This window comes from Ensifer sp. Root558, from assembly GCF_001427045.1.
In the GTDB taxonomy this organism is placed as follows: Bacteria; Pseudomonadota; Alphaproteobacteria; order Rhizobiales; family Rhizobiaceae; genus Ensifer; species Ensifer adhaerens.
Genome location: NZ_LMGC01000037.1, coordinates 176855 through 197548, shown reverse-complemented (window position 1 = coordinate 197548; position 20694 = coordinate 176855). Strand labels below are relative to the sequence as shown.

At 61.8% G+C, this 20694-nt stretch carries 18 protein-coding genes and 1 pseudogene; 6 read left to right on the top strand and 13 right to left on the bottom strand.

Annotated elements, in window-relative coordinates; translation table 11 throughout:
* Nucleotides 1-39: 39 nt before the first annotated feature.
* The 12 genes and pseudogenes from ASD63_RS31895 to ASD63_RS31840 form a co-directional block, all read right to left on the bottom strand.
* Nucleotides 40-1074 carry a LacI family DNA-binding transcriptional regulator gene (locus ASD63_RS31895; protein ID WP_034805837.1) on the bottom strand — a complete coding sequence of 345 codons (1035 nt, stop codon included), beginning with the start codon at nt 1072-1074 and terminating at the stop codon, nt 40-42.
* A gap of 14 nt (nt 1075-1088) precedes the next feature.
* Nucleotides 1089-2792, bottom strand: a complete 1704-nt coding sequence (locus ASD63_RS31890; RefSeq protein WP_060530459.1) for a trehalase family glycosidase — start codon at nt 2790-2792, stop codon at nt 1089-1091.
* 4 nt (nt 2793-2796) lie between these two features.
* The gene (locus ASD63_RS31885) at nt 2797-3609 is read right to left on the bottom strand and encodes a carbohydrate ABC transporter permease (RefSeq protein WP_034805833.1); all 813 of its coding nucleotides are present in this window, start codon (nt 3607-3609) and stop codon (nt 2797-2799) included.
* Nucleotides 3602-4555 (bottom strand): sugar ABC transporter permease, encoded by a 954-nt coding sequence (locus ASD63_RS31880; protein WP_244497296.1) that lies wholly within the window; start codon nt 4553-4555, stop codon nt 3602-3604. The genes ASD63_RS31885 and ASD63_RS31880 overlap by 8 nt, the downstream gene beginning before the upstream one ends.
* Before the next feature lie 25 nt (nt 4556-4580).
* Entirely contained in the window at nt 4581-5810 is a 1230-nt protein-coding gene (locus ASD63_RS31875; RefSeq protein ID WP_060530457.1) for a sugar ABC transporter substrate-binding protein, read from the bottom strand.
* Nucleotides 5806-6979: pseudogene (gene ugpC, locus ASD63_RS31870) on the bottom strand (sn-glycerol-3-phosphate ABC transporter ATP-binding protein UgpC); the annotation flags it as partial. The pseudogene ugpC and the gene ASD63_RS31875, both read right to left, overlap by 5 nt.
* A 194-nt stretch (nt 6980-7173) precedes the next feature.
* Nucleotides 7174-10206, bottom strand: coding sequence for an aminotransferase class III-fold pyridoxal phosphate-dependent enzyme (locus ASD63_RS31865; RefSeq protein WP_060530455.1), 3033 nt, complete (start codon nt 10204-10206; stop codon nt 7174-7176).
* 12 nt (nt 10207-10218) lie between these two features.
* Nucleotides 10219-10911 (bottom strand): SDR family oxidoreductase, encoded by a 693-nt coding sequence (locus tag ASD63_RS31860; protein ID WP_060530454.1) that lies wholly within the window; start codon nt 10909-10911, stop codon nt 10219-10221.
* Nucleotides 10892-12547: an amino acid ABC transporter permease gene (locus ASD63_RS31855; RefSeq protein WP_060530453.1), complete on the bottom strand. Its 1656-nt coding sequence runs from the start codon at nt 12545-12547 to the stop codon at nt 10892-10894. Before ASD63_RS31855 ends, ASD63_RS31860 begins: the two co-directional genes overlap by 20 nt.
* 74 nt (nt 12548-12621) lie before the next feature.
* Complete coding sequence (locus ASD63_RS31850) at nt 12622-13368, bottom strand: transporter substrate-binding domain-containing protein (protein WP_060522032.1); 747 nt, start codon at nt 13366-13368, stop codon at nt 12622-12624.
* Nucleotides 13369-13387: 19 nt separating this feature from the next.
* On the bottom strand, nt 13388-14461 hold the full coding sequence (locus ASD63_RS31845; protein ID WP_060530452.1) for a LacI family DNA-binding transcriptional regulator: 1074 nt from the start codon (nt 14459-14461) through the stop codon (nt 13388-13390).
* A gap of 180 nt (nt 14462-14641) precedes the next feature.
* Nucleotides 14642-15397, bottom strand: a complete 756-nt coding sequence (locus tag ASD63_RS31840; RefSeq protein ID WP_034805810.1) for an SDR family oxidoreductase — start codon at nt 15395-15397, stop codon at nt 14642-14644.
* Nucleotides 15398-15727: 330 nt separating this feature from the next.
* On the opposite strand from ASD63_RS31840, the gene ASD63_RS31835 reads away from it, so the two are divergent.
* From ASD63_RS31835 to ASD63_RS31815, 6 genes are all read left to right on the top strand, one after another.
* Entirely contained in the window at nt 15728-16315 is a 588-nt protein-coding gene (locus ASD63_RS31835) for a L,D-transpeptidase (RefSeq protein WP_060530487.1), read from the top strand.
* Between the two features lie 190 nt (nt 16316-16505).
* Nucleotides 16506-16637, top strand: coding sequence for an ABC transporter (locus ASD63_RS36435; protein WP_077963089.1), 132 nt, complete (start codon nt 16506-16508; stop codon nt 16635-16637).
* Between the two features lie 145 nt (nt 16638-16782).
* On the top strand, nt 16783-17355 hold the full coding sequence (locus ASD63_RS31830) for a hypothetical protein (RefSeq protein ID WP_060530451.1): 573 nt from the start codon (nt 16783-16785) through the stop codon (nt 17353-17355).
* 218 nt (nt 17356-17573) lie between these two features.
* Complete coding sequence (locus ASD63_RS31825; protein WP_060530450.1) at nt 17574-18161, top strand: protein-S-isoprenylcysteine O-methyltransferase; 588 nt, start codon at nt 17574-17576, stop codon at nt 18159-18161.
* Nucleotides 18162-18171: 10 nt separating this feature from the next.
* Nucleotides 18172-18954 (top strand): hypothetical protein, encoded by a 783-nt coding sequence (locus tag ASD63_RS31820; RefSeq protein ID WP_051659711.1) that lies wholly within the window; start codon nt 18172-18174, stop codon nt 18952-18954.
* Nucleotides 18951-19829 (top strand): SDR family NAD(P)-dependent oxidoreductase, encoded by an 879-nt coding sequence (locus ASD63_RS31815; protein WP_060530449.1) that lies wholly within the window; start codon nt 18951-18953, stop codon nt 19827-19829. The genes ASD63_RS31820 and ASD63_RS31815 overlap by 4 nt, the downstream gene beginning before the upstream one ends.
* 76 nt (nt 19830-19905) lie before the next feature.
* Here ASD63_RS31815 and ASD63_RS36430 read toward each other — a convergent pair whose 3' ends face one another.
* A complete protein-coding gene (locus tag ASD63_RS36430; protein WP_234824449.1) occupies nt 19906-20589 on the bottom strand; it encodes a DUF930 domain-containing protein in 684 nt (227 codons plus the stop codon).
* Nucleotides 20590-20694: the final 105 nt, after the last annotated feature.

The window sequence follows — 20694 nt, the reverse complement described above, 5'->3', positions numbered from 1 at the left end:
AAGGGCATGAATGAGCGCCCTGAGCGGGCGTGAAATTCGTCAACGGTTCGGGTTCAAGCGGTCGTCGCAACGCTCGATCAGGTTCGGCATGAGCAGCGTCTGCAGCGCTTCCGGCGGCTCACCCTCCATGCGCCTGAGGATATAGGCGCCGAGCAGGCTGCTCGGTTCACTGATCGGCAGGTAATAGGTGGTGATCGGCGGCGCGAAATACTGGCTGACGTTGAGATCGTCTGTGGCGTTGATCACCGCATCGCGGCCATGCACCAGCCCGCGCTCGTGGAAGCCCGAGAAGGCGCCGAGCGCGGAGGCTTCATTGGCGCAGATATAGGCGGTCGGCGGGTTGCCGAGCTCCGACATGGTCAGCACGTTCTCGCGGCCGAAAGCCGGCGTCAGACGGCCATGGGCGACGAGCGCCGGATCATAGGGAAGCCCCGCGACATCAAGCGCATGCCTGTAGGCTTCGTGCCGGGTGATGCCGTAGCTTAAGTCCGAGAGCGGGTTGAGCAGCGCGATGCGGCGATGACCGCGCTCGGTGAGCCGCGCCATCGACACCCGGATCATCTGCTCGTTGTCGGCATCGACATAGGCATGCGGCGCATTGTGAATGCTGGTGCCATAGGTGACGAAGGGGAAATCGGCCGCCTGCATCGTGCGGATGCGGGGATCGTCGGCGCGGGTGCCCGAGATGATGATGCCGTCGGCCTTCTTCAGCGAAACGATCTGCTTGATGACCGCCTGGCTCTCCTCGAAATTGCGGACCGCATAGAGCGAGACGCGATAGGGACTGTCTTCCAGCGCCCAGGAAATGCCGCTCAGGAGCTGGGCGTATTCGACGCCTTCCCATTCGTTCTGCTTCGGACCCGGCGCGGTCATGATGGCTGCGACCTGATAGGTCTTGCCGGTGCGTAACTGCACGCCATGCATGTTCAGTTCGTAGCCGACGCGTTCCGCCGCTTCGATCACGATCGCGCGCGTCTCCGGACGAACCTGAGGCGAATGCTTCAGGGCCTTGGAAACGGTGGCGATGGAAAGCCCCGTCTCCTGCGCAATGGTCTTGATCGTCGGTCTCTGCATGGCGGTTCTGCTCGTCACGGGTTGTCAGCGCTGAGCGATGCTGCCAGCACAAGATAGACTGCGGATGTCCAGGCGAATGCGCGATCGCGAAGGCCCCTCCCCGAGCGCGCGTCGAAGTTTTCGGCCATACCGCTTTTGCTCGCAAGTGAACAGAACTTTTCCGCGACTTCGCGCGCGAGCTCAATCTTCCCTTGCCGGCGCAGTCCATCCCAGAGAAGCAGTGTGGTCGGCGCCCAAATCGGCCCGCGCCAGTAACCGTCGTCTTCGTAGAAGGAACTCTTCGGGCTTTCCGTCGCCGGGCCCCATTCGGTGATGAAACCGCCGGCGACGAGCCGCGCGACAAGCTTCTCGCGCATGTCGGGCGTCAGCCGCGAACCAAGCAGCAGGGGCATGAACTGGATGAGGTTTTCGCCCGGCAAGATCCGCTCCGGATCCGCAGCGAGCCGGGCGCCAAAGGTCTCGCCGGTCCAGAGGCGGTCGAACAGCAGCGCCTGCAGCTCGTCTGCCTTCTGCCGCCACATCGCCCGGCGTTCTCGATCGTCTTCAAGAAGCTCGGCCAATGCCTCGCAGGCAAGGATCAGGAAAACCGGCAGATCCGGCGAGATCACCGGGCCGCCTTCGGCAAAGAAGGTGGCGTTGTCCCAGCCGCTGTCGTTGCCGTGGAAATAGGACGGCAGGCTCGTGGCATCCTTGCGTCCATGGGTCAGCCAGTAATCGACCTGTCGGCCGATGGCGTCGCGCAGGTAGGACTTGCGCTCCGCTGTCAGGAAGCCCGGATTGGCAGCTGCGATCAGCGACACCGCCCAACCGTGCACCGGCGGCTTGGTGAAGGCAAAGAGCACGTCGCGGTCGTTGATGTAATCCGGCAGCAGGCCGGAGGCGTCCTGGTGGTCGAAGATTGCTGCGAACTGATCGAAGGCGAGATCCTGATCGAAGGCCGCAACGCCCAGCGCCGAAAAGGCGTTGTCCCAGCTCCAGATGTTGATCATGTGGTTCTTGGACATGTAGATCGCCGGCCGCGTCAACGCGCCACCGGCCGGCACGCCGTTCGCCCAGAGCAGATAGCTTGCCAGCCGATGCGCCTCGCCCTGGCCGTCAACACCTCCGGGAACGCGTGCGTGCCACACAGAGAATTCTGCCTTCGCATCCGAAAGCGCCTCGGCGAACCGACCGGGCCGATCAGCCGGCGGCACGGTGCGGAAGAAGTCGACATTGCCCTCGAAGGCACCGGTCCCCGAAAAGGCGAAGGACACGTCTTCGGAATGATCGCGCTGCCAGGCGCCGGTGACCTTCAGGTCGCCGGTGAGCGCCCGCGGGATGAACTTGACGTTTTCGACCGCAGCGACGAGGCAATCCTCTCCGTTCGGCGTGCGGTAGACATAATCGTAACGCGAGCCTTCGAGATGAAAGCGTACGCCGGCTTGTCTGCCGGATATGTGCAGCCGCTCCCCGTCGCCGATGACGAAGGTGACTTCGCCGTCACCGACGCGTGCGTCGAGTCGTTCGGGTGAAAGCACGAGCACCGGGGCCACGGCCCTGCCTTCCGCATCGAGAAATTCCACGCGGCAGAGGCGACCGAGCGATGGCCGCTCGTCGCCGCCTGCCACGTGGCGGAGATAAAGTGCCCGCTCGCCGTCGCGGCCCGGCACGCGCATCATCGAGAGCGTCAGGAACCGGCCCCTGCGGCTGAAGGGCACGGTATCGATGTCGAACAGCATGCCGTTATCCCTTCACCGACGAGCCGACTGCGCCATCCATGATGTAGCGCTGGGCGACGAAGAAGAGGGCGAGCGGCGGCAGGCAGAGGATGACCGTGATCGCGGCGATCGAGGTCACGTCCACCTCGTGCAGGCCCTTGAACATGGAGAGGCCGAGCGTGAGGGTGTATTTCGACTGGTCGTTGAGGAAGATCAACGGGCCGAGATAGTCGTTCCAGGCATTCATGAAGTGGAAGGTGCCGACCAGCACCAGCGCCGGCATCATTAGCGGCAGATGGATGCGCCAGTAGATGTCAAAAGCGTTGGCGCCATCCATGCGGGCGGCTTCGTCGATCTCCATGGGCACAGTCATGATGTACTGGCGCAAAAGGAAGACGAAGAAAGCATCGGCGAAATAGGCGGGCACGATCAAGGGCTTCAGCGTGTTGATCCAGCCGAGCAGGTTGAACTCCATGTAGAGCGGGATCATCTTCACGTCCCACGGGATCATCATGGTGGCGAGCAGCAGGATGAACAGCGGGTCGCGGCCGGGGAAGCGGAAGCGGGCAAAGCCATAGGCAACCAGCGACGACGAGATCAGCTGGCCGATCGTCGACAGCACGACGACGATCACCGAATTGGTGAGGTAGGTGCCGAAGGGCTGCTTGTTCCAGGCGGCGGCAAAGTTCTCCCAGTGCCATTCCGACGGCCAGAAGACTGGCGGGAACTGGTAGAGCTCGGCGGAGCTTTTGATCGCCGTCATGAAGGTCCAGTAGAACGGCGCGATGAACAGCGCCGAGAGCAGGATGAGCGCGGAATAGAGCAGCGTCTTACGCATTGTGCTCTCCATCGTTCTGGCGAACTTCGCCTTCGTAATAGACCCAGGCAGCCGACCAGCGCATGACGCCGAGGCTGAGCAGGAGCACGATGATGAACATCACCCAGGAGCCGGCGGCGGCATAGCCCATGTCGAAATACTTGAAGGCGTTGTCGTAGATGTACATGGCGAAGAAATAGGTGGAGCCGAGCGGTCCGCCCTTGGTCAGAAGCAGCGCGATCGTCAGCTGCTGGAAGGCCGAGATGATCGAGGTGATGAAGGTGAAGAGCAGCATCGGCCCGAGCATCGGCAGGGTGATGAAGAGCATCTGCGCCCAGCCGGGAACGCCCGAAACGGTTGCGGCCTCGTAGAGCTCCTTCGGGATGGCTTTCAGGCCCGTCAAGAGGATCAGCATCGTGCCGCCGAGCCCCCAGAGGCTGGCGATGATGATGGCGACGATCGCCAGGTTCGGATCGCCGAGCCAGTTCGGCCCGTCGATGCCGACGAAGGAGAGCATGAAGTTCAAGAGCCCGTATTCCCGGCTGTAGATCCAGCTCCAGATCGTCACCAGCGCGACGCCGGAAATGACGCTCGGCAGGTAGAAGGCGGTGCGGAAGAAGCCGCTGGCGAAGGTGATGTTATGCAACATCAGCGCCAGCAGGAACGACATGACGATGTTGAACGGCACATAGATTGCCGCAAACTTGACCGTAATCCAGAGGCTTTCCCAGAACTGCGGATCCTCGAACAGCATGGAACGGTAGTTTTCGAGCCCGACGAACGTGCGTTCACCAACGACGGGCCAGTCGTAGAAGCTCATCGTCAACGAGAAGACGAGCGGGCCAAGCGTGAAGAACAGAAACCCGAGGATCCACGGGGAAATGAACAGATAGGCCGCGATGTGGCGGGCGAAGGCCGAGCGCTTGCGCTTGGCCGCGGCCGGCACTGCGGCTGTTGCATAGGTCATGTCCATCTCCCCGGGCTCCCTTGTCTTACTTGATCAGCCGCTTCGAGCGGGCAACCGCCTCGTCGAGATGCTGCTTGGCATTGCCCTGGTCGATCATCGTCGCCTCGATGGCGCGAGCGAGATTGTCCTGGACCTTGCCCCAGTTGGCGTTCTTCAGGAACGCATGGGTTTCGGTGTTGGAGGTCGCGAGAATGTCGAAGAACGGCTTGTAGATCGGGTCCTTGGTCATGCCCTTTTCTTCCGCAACGCTGGTGCGCACCGGCAGGTCGTTGATGCGCATGGCAACCGCTTCCGGCGAGGAGAAGAACTTGACGAATTCCCAGGCGAGGTCCGGATGGGCCGCATCCTTGGCGATCGAGATCGCCGAAACGCCGAGCGCCGAGTGGGCGGTCTTGTCGCCAAACTTCGGCAGTGGTGCTACGCCATACTTGATGCCGGATGCATCGATGCCGGACTTCGACCACATGGCGCTCTGGAACATGGCGATCTTGCCGCCCTTGAACAGCGTGCTGCCCGACGTGTCGTCACCGAGGTTCAGCGTGATCGCTTCCTGCTTCTTGGCCATGTCGCCGAACATGTCGAGGACCTGGGCGGCGGCGTCGCTGTTCATGTAGCCGTCGATCTTTTTGCCATCGTCGGAAATGTACTTGGTGCCGTTCGACCAGAGGAACTGCTCGAAATCATAAGGGTCGGGCTTGGCGTCGACGGCAAAGCCATAGACCTTGTTTGGCTCGTCGCGGAACTTGGCAGCCTTGGCGCGCAGGTCGTCCCAGGTCCAGCCGTCCTTCGGTTCCTCGACGCCGGCCTTGGCGAACATGTCCTTGTTGTAGAACACCACCTGGGTGGTGAAGCCCGACGGCATGCCGTAGGTCTTGCCCTCGACACGAACCGTGTTCATCAGGCCCTTCGGGAAATCGTCCGGCTTGATCTCGGCCGCATCCTTGGCGATCAGATCGTCGAGCGGCTTCAGCGACGTGTAATATTGCGGAAAGTTCCACATATACATGACGTCAGGCGGGTTGCCGGCGCCGAAGGCGGCGATCAGCTTCTGATCGTAACCGTCGGCATAAGGTTCGACCTGAACCTTCACGCCTGGATGCTTTTCCTCGAACTTCTTGGCGATTTCCTGCTGGATCGCCAGGCTTTCGTCCGTATCCCAGGTCGCAAAGCGCAAGGTCTCTTCTGCGCGAGCCGTGGCGGTTCCAGCTATTGCCAGAACCATCAGCGAGCCGATGATCGACTTCCTGTTGAGCATGTTTCTCCTCCTCCTTCGGGTTACGCGACCCGCTTTGCCTTTTCCTGATTGATGAGCGCCTGCGTCTCGCCATCGAGACGTCGGGCAACCGACTGGCCATCGCCGTCGAACAGATGGCAATGCTCGGCCGGCAGACGCAGATGCACGCGCTCGCGGGCGGAAACCGGATGCGTGCCGCGCACGACCGCAGTCATGTCGCCACCATACTGAAGGCTGATATGGACGTGGCTTTCCGTGCCGAGCCGCTCGACGAGGCGCACGTCGCCGACGAGGTGACCCTCCTCGGCCGACACCAGCTCGATCTTGTCCGGGCGAATGCCGAGCGTCACCGACTTGGGCTTGGCGACCGGTGCGGCCGAGAGCATTTCGAGCGTGAGCGGATGGGCGAGACCACCGCCGTTGAGCGTCACCGCCGTATCGACCTGCGACGTCACTTCGGTGGTCACGAAGTTCATGCGCGGCGAGCCGATGAAGCCGGCGACGAACAGGTTGGCCGGCTGGTAGAAGAGTTCGAGCGGCGTACCGAACTGGCTGACCTTGCCTTTGTCGAGCACAACGACACGATCGGAAAGCGTCATCGCTTCCACCTGGTCATGGGTCACATAGATCATCGTCACGCCGAGACGTTCATGCAGCGCCGCAAGTTCGACGCGCATGGTGACGCGCAGGCCCGCGTCGAGGTTCGACAGCGGCTCGTCGAGCAGGAAGAGCTTTGGCTCACGCACGATCGCGCGGCCGATCGCCACGCGCTGGCGCTGGCCGCCGGAAAGCTGGCGCGGCTTGCGGGCGAGCAGTTCCTTGATGCGCAGGATGTCGGCAGCGCTCTCGACGCGGCGGTCGATCTCGTCGCGTTTCATGCCGTTCAGCGCCAGACCGAAGGACAGGTTCTTGCGCACGTTCATGTGCGGATAAAGCGCGTAGTTCTGGAAGACCATGGCGATGTCGCGCTTGGCCGAAGCGACGTCGGTGATATCGCGATCGCCGAGATGGATCGAGCCGCCGTCGAGATCCTCGAGGCCGGCGATCGAGCGCAGCAGCGTGCTCTTGCCGCAGCCGGACGGACCGAGGAAGCAGACGAACTCGCCGTCGGCGATATCGAGGTTGATACCCTTCAAGACTTCGAGCGAACCAAAGCCTTTGCGCAAATTGTCGATGCGGATCGCTGCCAACGGGCCCTCCCTGCCGGCGGAGCACTGCTGCGGCCAACGGCCGAGTTGCAGCACCAAGTTAAACGTTTATATGCACGATAAAAACGTTTAACTTTCTTGTAAAGCGGAAAATCGCATCGATCCGATTTTGCTGTTGAGAGCAGAGAGCAATGACACAACGGCCGCCCGGAGGCGGCCGTTTTTGGTCTTTTGTCTCAGACGCTTAGACGCTGAAGCGTATCGTCCAGCGCATTGAGGAAGCGGTCGCAATCCTCGGCGCTGAAGGGCGCCGGCGGCTTCACCTTCAGCACATTGTGGTGCGGTCCCTCGCTGCTCAAGAGAATGCGGTGCTTGCGCTTCATCTCGGCAATGACGAAATCAAGCTCGCGCGCTGCCGGCTCCAGCGTCTCGCGGTCGCGCACCAGTTCGATGCCGTTGAAGAGGCCGTGGCCTCTGACATCACCGATGATCGCGTGTTTGCCGGCGAGCGTCCGCGCCCCGTCCATCAGCCTGTCACCGACGACGCGGCAATGGTTCATTAGCCGCTCGTCGCGGATGACATCGAGCACGGCAAGGCCGATCTCGGCCGAGACCGGATTGCCGCCGAAGGTGTTGAAATACTCCATGCCGTTGGCAAAGGAGGCGGCGATCGCTTCGGTCGTGACGACGGCCGCCATCGGGTGGCCGTTGCCTATTGGCTTGCCCATGGTGACGATGTCAGGCACGACGCCCTGGAGTTCATGCGCCCACATGTGGCTACCCACGCGGCCGAAGCCCACCTGCACCTCGTCGGCGAGGCAGAGGCCGCCGGCGGCGCGCACATGCGCATAGGCTTCGCGCAGATACCTTTCCGGAAGCGACAATTGCCCACCGGTCCCAAGAATGCCTTCGCTGAAGAAAAGCGCCGGGCGGCGACCATCGGCAGCAAGAACCGCAACCTGGCTGCGCACATCCTCGGCATATTTCCGGCCCGCATCCGCGTCACCATAGCGATAGCGCCCGCGATAGAGGTCCGGCATCTCGGCGACCTTCACATGCAACGCCTGCCCTTCCCCGCCCTTGCCGGCGAACTTGTAGGGGCTGACGTCGATCAGGCTCGACAGGTGGCCGTGATAGGCGTGGTCGACGGTGATGATGTCGCGATTGCCGGTATAGGCGCGCGCCAGCCGGATCGCCAGGTCGTTCGCCTCGCTGCCGGAATTGACGAAGAAGCAGACGTTGAGCGGATCCGGAAACTGCGCGGCGAGCCTGCGGGAATATTCGACCAGCGAATCGTGCAGGTAGCGCGAATTGGTGTTCAGCCGCTGCATCTGCGCCTGTGCGGCCTTGACGACGCGCGGGTGGCAATGGCCGACGTGGCAGACATTGTTGACCATGTCGAGCCAGCGCGTGCCGTCCTCGTCGATCAGATACGCGCCTTCGCCACCGACGATCTTCAAGGGTGTCGCGCTATAGGCGATGCTCAGCGACCGACCAATGCGACGATGGCGTTCACGCACAAGAAAGGCCTTGTCGCGCGGGACGATCACAGAGACCGGCACCGAAAGGCCAAGCACGACGCTCGGGTCCGGGCTCACTTCGCGCCAGACCTGCCATTGATCGCGCACGCCGACGCCATGCATCTGTCCGGCGAGACCGAGATGATCGGTGACGATCTGGAAATGCAGATGCGGCGCCCAGTTGCCGTTTTCGTCAGCGGAACCGAAGGCGGCAAAAACCTCGCCCTTGGCGATCGCCTGCCCCTTGGCGAGCTTGGCAACGCTGTTGCGCGAAAGATGACCGTAGAGCGTCCAGAAGCGCAGACCGCCTTCGACCTCGTGCTCGAGAAGTACGGTCGGACCGAAACCAAAGGCAACCGCGTCGTCGTGTATGTAGGCGACCTTGCCGGCGAAGGGTGCCGAGACCGGCTCGCCCGCCGGCGCGAAGATGTCGACGCCGAGATGCACCGAGCGCCGCGCGCCTTCGATCGCGGTCTCATAGGCGTCGCCCTGGTAGATCCCGCGATCCTCGCCGTAGAGGCCGATGCCGAAGGCGGCGCCTTCGCTGGCGATCTGGGCCATGATGCGGGCTTCAGCTTCCGCCGCATCGAGGCTTGACCATCGCGCGGCCTCCGGGCCGGCGGCGGAGAAATCGAACACCGTCACCTTCGGTTTTTTGACCGAGGGCCGAACGATCGGCGCGAAGTCATGCGCGTTCTTTTCGAGCCAGCGAACCACGGCAGCGGCATGCGGGATCGGCGCAAAGCCGCAGGCATCGCGGATGCGCGCGATGGCGATTGCGCGGTTTTCGCCCTGCAGGCGATTGAGCTCGCGCCAGACATCCTCCTGGCTGACGAGCAGATAGGTATTCTCAGGATTGTCCCGGATCTGCTTTGCCGCCATGCACATGCTGACGGCGTAGCGGGTCTTGACCAGATCGAAGACCAGTTCGACTTCCGCCTCGCTTAGCAGATTGACCTGATGGTAGGCGCCGGCAAGGGCTGCAACCGTGCCGACCGGATCGGGAGACCCGATCAGCGCATAGGCAGAGGCGACGGCGATCTCGATCACGCGCCAGGTCTCGACCATATCACCGAAGTCGAGCAAGCCGCTGACAACGCCATCCTTGTCGAGCAGCACGTTGTAGTCGTTGGCGTCGTTGTGAATGACCTGCTTCGGGCAGGAGGCAAGACGCGGAAGGACCGTCGAAGAAAAGTGCTCGAGGATCGCCTGAACCGCTTCCCGCTTGTCGGCGCCGTCGATCAGTTCCACATGGCAAGCGTGCATGTCGGCGCGGCCGATGTCCCAGGCATAGAGCCGCTTGGCGCCCGCATGGGAGAAATCTTCGAGGCCGCGGTCAAGACCGGCGAGCAGGCGCCCGAGGCTTTCGGCGCTCGCCATGTGGCGAAGCGGCGCCTTCGCCCAGATATCGCCGGGCAGCCAGGCGAGCAGCCGTGCGGTGCGCGGGCCTCGAAGTTCGATCTTGCTGGTGACGCCACCCGAGCGATCGCGAAACGTCCGTGAGATCGGCAGCCCCGAATCCTTGGCGGCGATGTGTTCGAGCACCGCAATCTGCATCTCGAGTTCGTCCGCATCGCTGGCGGCGTGCAGCTTCAACAGATACTCCTGACCATCGGCAGCAGAGACACGATAGTTGAGATCGTGCTCGCCCGGCAGCGGCGAGAGGCTTGCCTCGATGCCGTAGGTCTCAATGAGCCAGATCCGGATCGTTGCCAGTTCCTGCTCGGTTCTCAAATCTCTGTCTGCCATTTCACTGTCCTGTCACCACGAAACCCGGCGCCCGTCATAGGCGCGGAAACTGCCGCTATCGGCCAAACCTGTGCCGTCGATGATCGCCTTCAGCCCGTCAGCACTTGTCGCCACCGAAACGACGGCTTCGCTGCCGCCCATATCCGTCTGCACCCAACCAGGATGCAGCGAGACGACGGAAATCCCGTCGCCCTTCAGATCTTGCGCCAGCTTGACCGTCGCCATGTTCAGGGCCGCCTTGGAGCAGCGATAGGCATAGTCGCCGTCATCATCGTCGAGCGTGCCTTCGGCAAGGGAGCCGGCGCGGCTGCTGATATTGGCGACGACGCGATGTTCGCCGGCGCGCAGGTTCGCAAGGAGCGCCCGCGTCACCAGCAGCGGCGCCAGCGCATTGATGCGCATAACGTCGAGAAAATCGCCCGGTTCAAGCGTCGCGAGGCCGCCGGTATCGCCGCGCACGGCCGCATTGTTGATCAGCAGATCGATCGCGACGCCCTCGATACACTGTCCGAGAGCGTCGATGGAAGCGGGATCGGCAACGTCCAGCGCCAACCGATCCGCCGAACCTTCGCTTGAGGCCGGTCCCCGCTGGCAGGCGATCACCCGCCAGCCGTCTTCGGCGTAAAGCCGCGCGAGTTCTGCGCCGAGCCCGCGGGAGGCGCCCGTGATCAGAACCGTGCGGAGCCTAGCGGTGCTTGATGTCATATTTCCGCTCGATCATGTTGACGAGGCTGGCCGCCGCCAACGTCAGGAAGATGTAGAAGATCGCCGCCGAGTTATAGGGCGCGAACGGCAGGAAGCTTGCCGACTGGAACTCCCGCATGCGCTGGGTGATGTCGCGGATCGACAGGATCGACAGCAGCGACGTGTCCTTGAGGATCGCGATCAGTTCGTTGCCAAGCGGCGGGATGATGATGCGGAAAGCCTGCGGCAGCACGACGAGACGCGCCGTCTGCCAACGGTTGAGGCCGATGCTGCGCGCCGCTTCGACCTGGCCGACCGGGATCGCATTGATGCCCGAGCGGAAGATTTCGGCGAGATAGGCCGAATAGGCGAGTGCCATCGCGACGATGCCGCGCATCAGGTTTGGCGGGTCGAGCACCCCTTGCGTCGCGTCCTTCAACGCCCCGCTCAAGGGCAGGCCGACATAAAGCACGATCACCAGCATCGGAATGCCGCGGATCGTATCGACGATGAACTCCGAGCCGATCGCCAGAGGATGGCGCTGGTGCAGATAGCCGCCGAAAGTGAGAAGGCCAAGGATGATCGCAAGCACGGCGACGGTGACACCGGCGGCACGGTCGCGGTCGTTGAGCGCCTCGGTCTTCCACAGGACCGGCATGTCTGCCGGAGCGGAGGCAGCCGGCAGCAAGGCCCCGGAAACGCCCTCGCCCTTGGCGATCGACGCCAGCGCCTCGGTCGGGCCGACGAAGGTGCGGACCGGCGTTTCCGTCTGCGGCGCGCCGTCATACTGACCGAAACGCACGGCGCTGATGAGCCCCGCCGGCGTATTGGTGATGATGCCGACCTTGCCGTCCAGCGTGCCGGCGAGCACGTAGGTGTCGCGCGGCTGCATGAGGAACCAGCCGGCCGCAACCGCCAGCACCAGGGTGGCGATCGCAAAATAGAGGCTGGTCCTCACCGTCGAGTGCAGTTGCAACAGCCCAACCCAGACAAGGCCCATGAGCGCCGCCAGGATATAAGCTGCGATCGCCGCGCGGATGGTGGTCGCCACACCGGCCGCAAAGGCGATATGGGCGAAGAAGAAGATGAAGACGAGACCCGCACCGTTGACGAGGCCGATGATCCAGCGCGCGATGCGGCGCGACCTTCCGTCAGGAGGAGCATCGGGACGTCTGCTCCAGAAATGAAGACCAAGACCAATCAGCGTGACCCCCAGATAGGCGGGAAACAGCCAGGCCTCGACGCCCTGCACCATGAGATCCGCAGCCTCGGTCAATTGCCGCGGCGTCACGCCCTTTGCGATCAATGTCGACTTGAACGGATCGACGCCATTGGCGACGACGGACGCGATGAAGGGATGGATACTGTGGCCGATAACGAGAACGGCGGCGGCAGCGAGATTGAGCAGCGCCGCCACATTGGCGAGGCGCGGACGCGGCGCCTTGGCGCGCGAGAATACGAGCACCGCGATGCCCGAAGTAAATGCGATCGCCAGCGCCAGAAAGCCAGGCACGAAGGCCGACGAACCGTTTTCGACACCGAGGATCGCCCGCAGCGAGCGCTGATAGTCGCCGGAGGAAATAAACAGATAGATGATGAAGGGCAGCGCGGTCAGGATGATCAGATTGCTCGGACGCACGCTTCTCAGGAACGACATTCATTCCTCCGGGGGCATAGATTAGACAGACGGAGGACCCGGAGCATGCTCCGGGCCCGATTGGCACTCTGGGCTTACTTAAGGCCCCAGTATTTGCTGATCAGCTGGTCGAGCGTGCCGTCGTCCTTGATCATCTTCAGGCCTTCGTTGAAAGCCGCAACATTCTCGTCGCCCTTGCGGAAGACGAGGCCGAGCGGATCGGATTCGAGGTCCTTGATTGCAACGACGAGCTCGCCGGCGAACTCGCGCTCGTAGGCAGCCGCATTGGCGCCGTTGATGACGACGCCGTCGACATCCTTGTTTTTCAACGCGATGATGGCGGCACTGAACGTGTCGTAAGCGGCGACGTTCTCTTTGCCGACGACGCTTTCGGCGACCTGGGCGTCCGTCGTGTTTGCCTGGGCGGAGAGCTTTCTGCCGGCGTCCTTGAAGGCGTCGAGTGTGATGCCCTGGTCGTCAGCGCGCATCAGCACAGCCTGGCTGTTGACGATGTAGGGATCGGAGAAGTCCATCGCCTTCTTGCGTTCCTCGGTGATCGAGACGCCGGAGGCGACGAGGTCGAAGCTGCCCTGGTCGAGGGCTGCGAAGATGCCGTCCCAGCCGGTCGTGATGAATTCGGCCTGGCAGTTGATCTTGGCGCAGACGGCATTGACCACGTCGACATCGAAACCGACCACCTGTCCGGTTGCCGGATCGATGCTCTCCATCGGCGGCGAGGTCGTGTCGGATCCGACCTTCAGCAGTTTGCCGCCGAGATCGGCGGCGTGGGACACGCTCGAAGCAAGGGCTGCTACAGCCAGGGCAATCATCAGTTTCTTCATGGTTCTCCTCCTTGGATGATTAACTTTGGATCAGGCGGCCACCGAGATTATCGGGCTGGCGCGCGATCAGTGTCGGCCTGAAGACCTGCCGCAACACCCCAGGGTCCTCCCCCTCCATACGGCGCAGCAGGAATTGCCCGAGCGTGCGACCGAGCACCTCGATCGGTTGATAGAAAGTCGTGATCGGCGGCGTGAAGTAGGCGCTGACGTTGATGTCGTCATAGGCGATGACGTCAACATCGACGCCGACCTGGCGTCCGAGGCTGCCGAGCCCCGAGAGCACGCCGAGCGTGGTGGATTCGTTGATGCAGACGAAGGCGGTCGGAGCGTCGTCGAGCTGCAGGAAATCGATCACCGTCTGCCGGCCGAAATGGGTCGAGAGGTCGCCTTCGGCAATCAGATCCATCGGGGCTTCCAGGCCGGCCTCGCGAAACGCCCGGACGAAACCGTCGATCCTGTCGAGCGCGTAGGAAAGCCGCCGCTCCGGATTGACGAGCGCGATCCGCCGGTGGCCGCCGGCGATCAGCCGCGCGGTCGCCGCATGCGCTGCCCATTCGTTGTCGATGTCGACATGGGCATAGTCGAGATCCCCGCGGCAACGCCCCATCGAGACGAAGGGGAAATCCTCAGCGACGAGCAGGTCGATGCGCGGGTCATCGGCGAGAATACCGGAGAAGATCAGGCCATCGGCTAGCCCCTGATCGACGATGCGGCGCGCCGCGTCCGCGCCATCGGCCGCGTCGCGGATCACGTGCACCGACATGCGGTAGTCGGTGCCATCGAGTGCCTGGCTGATGCCACTCAGGGTCTGGGTGTATTCGACGCCGTCCCATTCATAGTCGCGTGCCGCGGTCACCGGCATCAGTACGGCGGCCTGAAAGCTCTTGCCGGTGCGAAGCGCCATGCCGCGGGCGTTGGCCTGATAGCCGACCTCACGGGCTGCCTTGTAGATGATGTCTCTGGTCGCCGGCGCGACCACGGGAGATTCGCGCAAGGCCTTCGAGATCGTTGCGATGGAATAGCCCGTCATCTCGGCCAGGGTCTTGATCGTCGGCGTCGGCGCGCGCCGCGCCCTGTGCATCTCAGTCGCCATGCACCCTCCCAGGCGTCGACCTCTCCTGAACATAGAGGTAACAGCCAATAAAAACGTTTTCAAGGAAAATAAAAACGTTTTTATTTTCGCGTCGCAACAAGCCGCAGCGCGATGCCGGACGCGCGCATCTACGTGCCTAGAACCATAGGGAGGTGATCTAAAGAGTGAATACGCCGCCCGTTAGTGAGCGGTGTAGGCGCCGTCAACGAGATGAACGCTCCCGGTGATGAAACTCGCCTGCTCCGACAACAGGAAACAGATCAGGGCAGCAACCTCATCCGGCGTACCGAGACGACCCATCGGCTGCAGAGACATCATGCGCCTGTTTTTTGCCACGTCAGCATTTTCCGCCGAGAGCGGCGTGTCGATCCAACCAGGCGCCACGGCATTGATACGAATTCCCGTTCGGGCATATTCGATTGCAGCAGCCTTCGTCAGCCCAACCACTGCATGCTTGGCGGCCGTGTAGGCGGCTGCGGCCGGCAGAGCGACAGCGCCCAGAATGGAAGAGGTATTGACGATGGCACCCCCGCCCTGAGCGACCATGGCCGCGATCTCGTACTTCATACAATAGAAGACGCCGTGCAGGTTCACATTCATCAATGCGTGCCAGCCATCAACTGGATAGTCGGCGGTCGCCTTGCGGACCCCATCGACGCCGGCATTGTTGACCGCCAGATGCAGACCGCCGCAGGTCTTAACAGCGAAGGCAACCAGCTTTTCCACGGCGGCAGCGTCAGCAACATCGACGGCAACGTCGTGGGCTGCGCCCCCCTTCGCGCGAAGCTCCGCAACGATGTTGCGCGCGCCCTCAGCGTCGACGTCGGCAGCCACCACTTCTGCCCCCTCGGCAGCGAGTTGCCGACACACGGCTGCGCCAATTCCCGAACCCGCGCCAGTCACGAGCGCTACCTTGCCAGCGAAGCCTAAATTCATGCTGCCATTCCTAATTTACATGTTTCGACCCGTCGAGCGTGCACGACATCGCAAGTCATTTCATGGGCGCACATCGGGCCCCGATCTTCCAACCTGGCTGATGCAACTACACACAAGAATCGCAGCAAATTTTAATCCAATCCATGCATCACACCCATCCTCTCGTTCCAGATATACAATCCTTTTCGTTCATCCCCTGGGACGCAGAAAAAATATTAAGCGTCATCTGATTATCTGCTTGCAAGCCTCACTTGATTCATTGGAACTTGGCCAGGCAATATTGTAATGCTAGAAAGATTCGGGGCGTACCATTTTTCTCAGCAGGTAAAGATGGACAATCACCGCATTACACGGAGACTCCTGTTAATCGGCAGCCTTGGCTTGTTGGCGGGATGCAGTTCAACTTGGCAAGGCGTCTCCTTTCCGTCCCTATACGGCGGCACCCCGGGCGTTGATCGTCGCTACCGAAAACGGCACGTCCGATATGACGGCAACGAGCCGGCCGGAACGATCCTTGTCGACACATCGCAACGCTACCTCTACTCGATCGAAAGTGGTGGATGGGCGATGCGCTACGGAATCGGCGTCGGAGAAGAAGGCCTGACCCTCAAGGGGCGGGCAGTTGTCGGTCGAAAGGCGGAATGGCCGACATGGACACCGACGGCAAGCATGATCCGACGCAAGCCGGAATTGGCGCAATACGCCGGTGGCGTTACAGGCGGCCCTCACAACCCGCTAGGGGCGTCGGCTCTATACCTTTATCGCAATGGACAGGACACCAAGTTCCGGCTCCACGGTACAAATGCGCCCTGGACAATAGGACAAGCCGTTTCCAACGGCTGCATCCGCCTCACCAACGAGGACATCGTCGACCTATACGCACGGACACCGATTGGAACTTCGGTATTGATCATTTGAAGCCGTACTCTATCTGAGTTTGACATTGGAGTAGGGCCCAGCACGCTTTGATGGATTATTTAAACTTCGGTAACGATAAACCGACCAACGAGCGTGTTATTTCTGCACTAGGACGAATCTCGAATTGCCGGTAATACTATGAATGTAGCCTTCGAATAACCATTCCGACAACAGAGGAAAGGAAATATTGATGAGCCGAATTCTAATCGTGACAGTTGCGTTGCTTTCCGTGGCCAGCCTCGCCGCTTGCGGGACAATCGGTAAAGGCAAAGGCAAGGCGCCACCACCGGTGGCTGAAGAACCAGCGCCCGTTTACAAATAGTCACTGACCTTAGTTCGGGGAGGACCTCACAGTCCTTCCCGTCCTGTCTGACCGTGGCCGGCTTGGCCACATTTCGCGGCGCGAATCGAAATCCACCAGTCGCACCTTCGCAGCCTGATCAGAATTTGGGAGACATCGCGCAGAAATGACTCGTTCACGAGGTCGTATTTCGTTCGCCGTCCTGGCCGCAATCGCGGTTACGTCGTGTCAATCGCAGGACAAGGGCCCTCAGCCGCGATTCGTCTCAAGCTACGCGGGCACAACGTCACAACAGCGCGATCAGGGCTATTTCATTGAGTTCCGCTCTCGTTATGCCCTCAGTTACGGTCACTCCTACGTAATTTTTGGCCGGCTCAGCAAGTCTGGAGCAATTGTCAATCCAGAAGTTGCGGGGCTTGCCCCAGCGACAAACGATACCGCTCCCTATGTAATTGGTCACGTTTTGCCGGTGCCGGCCGAAACTGGCGCCAGTGACGGTGATCTGGAGGAACAGTACAGGTCCGCGAGCTGGCGCGTCATGTTGACGGAAGCGGAGTATCGCGACGTCGTTGCCAAGATCCGAAAGCTCAAGTCCGAAGCCCGCTTCTGGCAGGCGTCAATCTACAACTGCAACGCTTTCGTCGCCGACATCGCCCGCTCCATGGGCTACAAGACACCAGGCATCTGGCTCAGGCCCCAGCAGTTCATCACGAGACTACGCGAGATGAACGGCGGATAGGCTGAAAGAACACGCGCACCCCTCCGAACGGTCAACAAGGACCGCTTGCGCCATCATCGGCTGCCATCACCACCCTCGGCTGCTGATTATGGGTATCGGCTGGCCGTCGACGTTTCGGTACCTTGTCAGGTCGAGGCGGCGCGTGGCAGTCTCACCTACGCTTGCCGCTTCGGTGATCGAACCCTGCAGCAAAAGAGCTTGAGTGAAACAACGTGAACATGTCTGTCGCTTCCATTGGCGAAATCGTCTGGGTCATAGGCATCATTGCCTGGTACGTTATCCGTTATCCCTTTGAGCGCCGGGCAAAGCGCGTGCGGGTGATGAGCAGTCGTCGCTCGGCGAGCGATACGATCGGTCTGGCCGCTGCGTTGGCGGGCCTTGCGATTTTGCCCGGATTGTATGTTGCAACGGGAATCCCCGCTTTCGCCGACTATACGGGGCGCCCATGGTCGGTGGGTCTTGGCGGCGTCATCTTCGCCTTGGCTCTATGGACGTTCCGCCGCACCCACAAGGAACTCGGCCGAAACTGGTCGATCTCGCTGGAAATTCGCGAAAAACATCAGTTGATCTGCGGGGGCCCTTACGCCCTCGTGCGCCATCCGATGTACACCAGTTTCCTGCTCATGGGCGTTGGCCAGCTGTTTCTGCTGTCGAACTGGGTGGCTGGCCTCTTGGGTGTCCTTGGCTTCGCTGTGCTTTTCTTCCTGCGTGTAAGCAAGGAGGAGCGCCTGATGCTGGAATTCTTCGGGCCCGAATATCGCGCTTACATGGACAGGACGAAGCGAATTATACCCTATATCTATTAGAGGTGGCACTATGCGCGGCCGACCGATCAAGCTTTCCGCCGCACGACGCCTCGTCGGCGATCTGATGCGATTTTCCATCGGCGTGCCGCGGGTCACGGTGCAACGGCAGATGGACATCAGCGCGTTGCACAAAGCCCGGGCAGGCCGACCTGACCGGCCTTCGTGGATGGTGTTATTTCTCAAGGGTTACGGGTTACTCTCGATGGAGACGCCCGAGTTTCGCCGGGCTTATGTCAAGCTTCCGAGACCGCAACTCTATGAGTATCCCGGAAGCATCGCGTCCGTGGCGCACGAGCGCGAGCACGAAGGCGAACGGGTCGTCCTTCTCAGCACGATCAAGCAACCCGAGAGGCGGTCCCTTGCCGAATTGAGCGCCCTGCTCCAGGAGGCCCGGTCCCGCCCCGTGCTCGAGATCAGGGAATTCCGGCGGGCGTTGAAGATTGCACGCCTGCCCGCGCCGTTGCGGCGGCTGCTGATGTGGCTCAGCCTGAACATGGGGCGCCAGCGCGGCCACCGCTTCGGCACCTTCCAATTGTCGGTCTATTCCGGCCTGGGTGCGGAGTCGCTCAATCCGCTGACGCCTTTGACGACCATCTTCAACTATGGGCCGATCGGTGACGACGGATCGGTCACGGTCAGGATCCACTATGACCACCGTGTCATGGACGGCGCCAATGTCGCGCGAGCCCTGGCTCGTTTCGAGGAAATATTGAACGGCGAAATCGCCGACGAGGTGGCAGAGCTTTCCGAACTCGACCAGCCGCCAATCGCTACGCCGGAGCCATCGGCATGACATCGCAGCAGTCACCACGACCCGCCATTGTCGTTGTCGGAGCGTCCCGGGGCATAGGCAGGGCAATTGCAGAGCTTGCCGCACGAGACGGCGCGCCGGTCGTTCTGGTCGCGCGATCCATCGAAAGCTTGCACGTCGTGCAAGCCGCGATCGAACAGGCGGGCGGCGAGGCATTCTCCCTGCCGGTCGATCTTGCCGCGCCCGATGCCACGCGCATTCTCGACGAATTTCTTTCGCGCGAAGGCCTCGTCTGCGACGTTCTTGTCAACAGTGCCGGCTATGGCCTGCGGGGCGCGGCGACCGCTTTGCCGATTGCCGACCAGATTGGTATGATCGACGTCAATGTGCGTGCGCTTGCGGCCCTGACTTTGCACCTGTTGCCGGGCATGGTCGCGCGCGGCCGCGGCGGCGTCATCAATCTAGCCTCGGTCGCGAGTTTTACGCCCGGCCCGTACATGGCAATGTATTATGCGAGCAAAGCCTTCGTTCGTTCGTTCTCCGAGGCGCTATACCAGGAGACGCGAAGGACGGGCGTAACCGTGACCTGCGTTGCGCCGGGACCGGTATCGACCGAGTTCCTCGAAAAATCCGGCGCCAACAGGGCTGCCTTGTTCAAAGCGCTCCCGAAAGCCACTCCGGAATACGTGGCAAGAAGTGCCTGGCACGGCTTCAAGGCCCGGCGGCGGCTGGTCATTCCCGGCATTTCCGCCAGGCTGGCAATCCTGATGGCGGGCCTCCTTCCCTCCGCAGCGCTCTTGCCGCTTGTTGGTCGTCTGCAACTGCGCGGCAACGACCCCTGCCCCTGCGGATCTGGCAAGCAACTGAAGCACTGCTGCCGCGCAGGCCACGCCAAAGGCGGAACGGCCCCGGCGTGATCCGGCTCCGCAGCCTGCTTCTCGTCACGTCCTTCGCCAAAGGGCGCAGGGAACGGACTTCGATCGATGGCCACGATCAGTGGCCTGCGGCGCCAGCGGAGAGGAAATTTGCCTCCCACTCACTTTCCGGAATTTCGTCACCAACCTGAAACTCAAATGCGGCGACGCTTTTGATATCCGGCGCCACGGCGCAGCCAAACTTGATATTGAACCAGCGACCCTTGCTGCGAAAGGCGGCGCCATCCGCACGGAGGTTCCGCCCAGCCAAAACGATATCCGACGTGGCGTAGGCGACGAGCAGGTCGGGGGTAAAGTCAACGCGCCAGCGATGAACCTGCTCCATCGCCTCGAGATTGCAGAGCTGGACAATCTGTTCATCGGCGGCGAGCTGTGACAGCCCTTCCAGCGCCTGTCTGCTGCGTGGATCAGCCAGTATCGCCGCCGAGAAGAACCGCTTCGCTTGCACCATCGGCTGGGCAGCTGGCGGCAGCGTGGCTGTTTCCGCGGCAGGCGCCGTCTCCGGGACGGAATGCGCGACGGGCGGCGCATCTTGCGGTCCGAGCACGGGCTGCACCACCTCAGGGCGTGGGAGCGGCAATTCCAGTATCTGAACGGCGATCCCCTCGTCCGGGCTCGGAACAGGTGGCCGCGGTGACGGGAGGAGGAAAAGCGCCAACACGACGAGCGCATGAAGGATGAGAGCAAGCGTCAGGCTTGGCCAGATCGGTGTCTCATTGCGACGATGCTTTACTGCTTGCACCGATCAGATCATCCCATGCGCGACATTAGGGCCGGAAGGGTCACGACCGCTCCTGGTGCAGGCGACACTACCAGCAACTTGAAGATAGAAAAGCCGCCGCCAACA

Coding starts and splice junctions, on each gene's coding strand:
- ASD63_RS31880 (WP_244497296.1), bottom strand. CDS start 4,555: ATGACCTATGCAACAGCCGCAGTGCCGGCCGCGGCCAAGCGCAAGCGC.
- ASD63_RS31895 (WP_034805837.1), bottom strand. CDS start 1,074: ATGCAGAGACCGACGATCAAGACCATTGCGCAGGAGACGGGGCTTTCC.
- ASD63_RS31825 (WP_060530450.1), top strand. CDS start 17,574: ATGTCTGTCGCTTCCATTGGCGAAATCGTCTGGGTCATAGGCATCATT.
- ASD63_RS36435 (WP_077963089.1), top strand. CDS start 16,506: ATGAGCCGAATTCTAATCGTGACAGTTGCGTTGCTTTCCGTGGCCAGC.
- ASD63_RS31890 (WP_060530459.1), bottom strand. CDS start 2,792: ATGCTGTTCGACATCGATACCGTGCCCTTCAGCCGCAGGGGCCGGTTC.
- ASD63_RS31875 (WP_060530457.1), bottom strand. CDS start 5,810: ATGCTCAACAGGAAGTCGATCATCGGCTCGCTGATGGTTCTGGCAATA.
- ASD63_RS31885 (WP_034805833.1), bottom strand. CDS start 3,609: ATGCGTAAGACGCTGCTCTATTCCGCGCTCATCCTGCTCTCGGCGCTG.
- ASD63_RS31840 (WP_034805810.1), bottom strand. CDS start 15,397: ATGAATTTAGGCTTCGCTGGCAAGGTAGCGCTCGTGACTGGCGCGGGT.
- ASD63_RS31845 (WP_060530452.1), bottom strand. CDS start 14,461: ATGGCGACTGAGATGCACAGGGCGCGGCGCGCGCCGACGCCGACGATC.
- ASD63_RS31860 (WP_060530454.1), bottom strand. CDS start 10,911: ATGACATCAAGCACCGCTAGGCTCCGCACGGTTCTGATCACGGGCGCC.
- ASD63_RS31815 (WP_060530449.1), top strand. CDS start 18,951: ATGACATCGCAGCAGTCACCACGACCCGCCATTGTCGTTGTCGGAGCG.
- ASD63_RS31850 (WP_060522032.1), bottom strand. CDS start 13,368: ATGAAGAAACTGATGATTGCCCTGGCTGTAGCAGCCCTTGCTTCGAGC.
- ASD63_RS31865 (WP_060530455.1), bottom strand. CDS start 10,206: ATGGCAGACAGAGATTTGAGAACCGAGCAGGAACTGGCAACGATCCGG.
- ASD63_RS31820 (WP_051659711.1), top strand. CDS start 18,172: ATGCGCGGCCGACCGATCAAGCTTTCCGCCGCACGACGCCTCGTCGGC.
- ASD63_RS31830 (WP_060530451.1), top strand. CDS start 16,783: ATGACTCGTTCACGAGGTCGTATTTCGTTCGCCGTCCTGGCCGCAATC.
- ASD63_RS31835 (WP_060530487.1), top strand. CDS start 15,728: ATGGACAATCACCGCATTACACGGAGACTCCTGTTAATCGGCAGCCTT.
- ASD63_RS31855 (WP_060530453.1), bottom strand. CDS start 12,547: ATGTCGTTCCTGAGAAGCGTGCGTCCGAGCAATCTGATCATCCTGACC.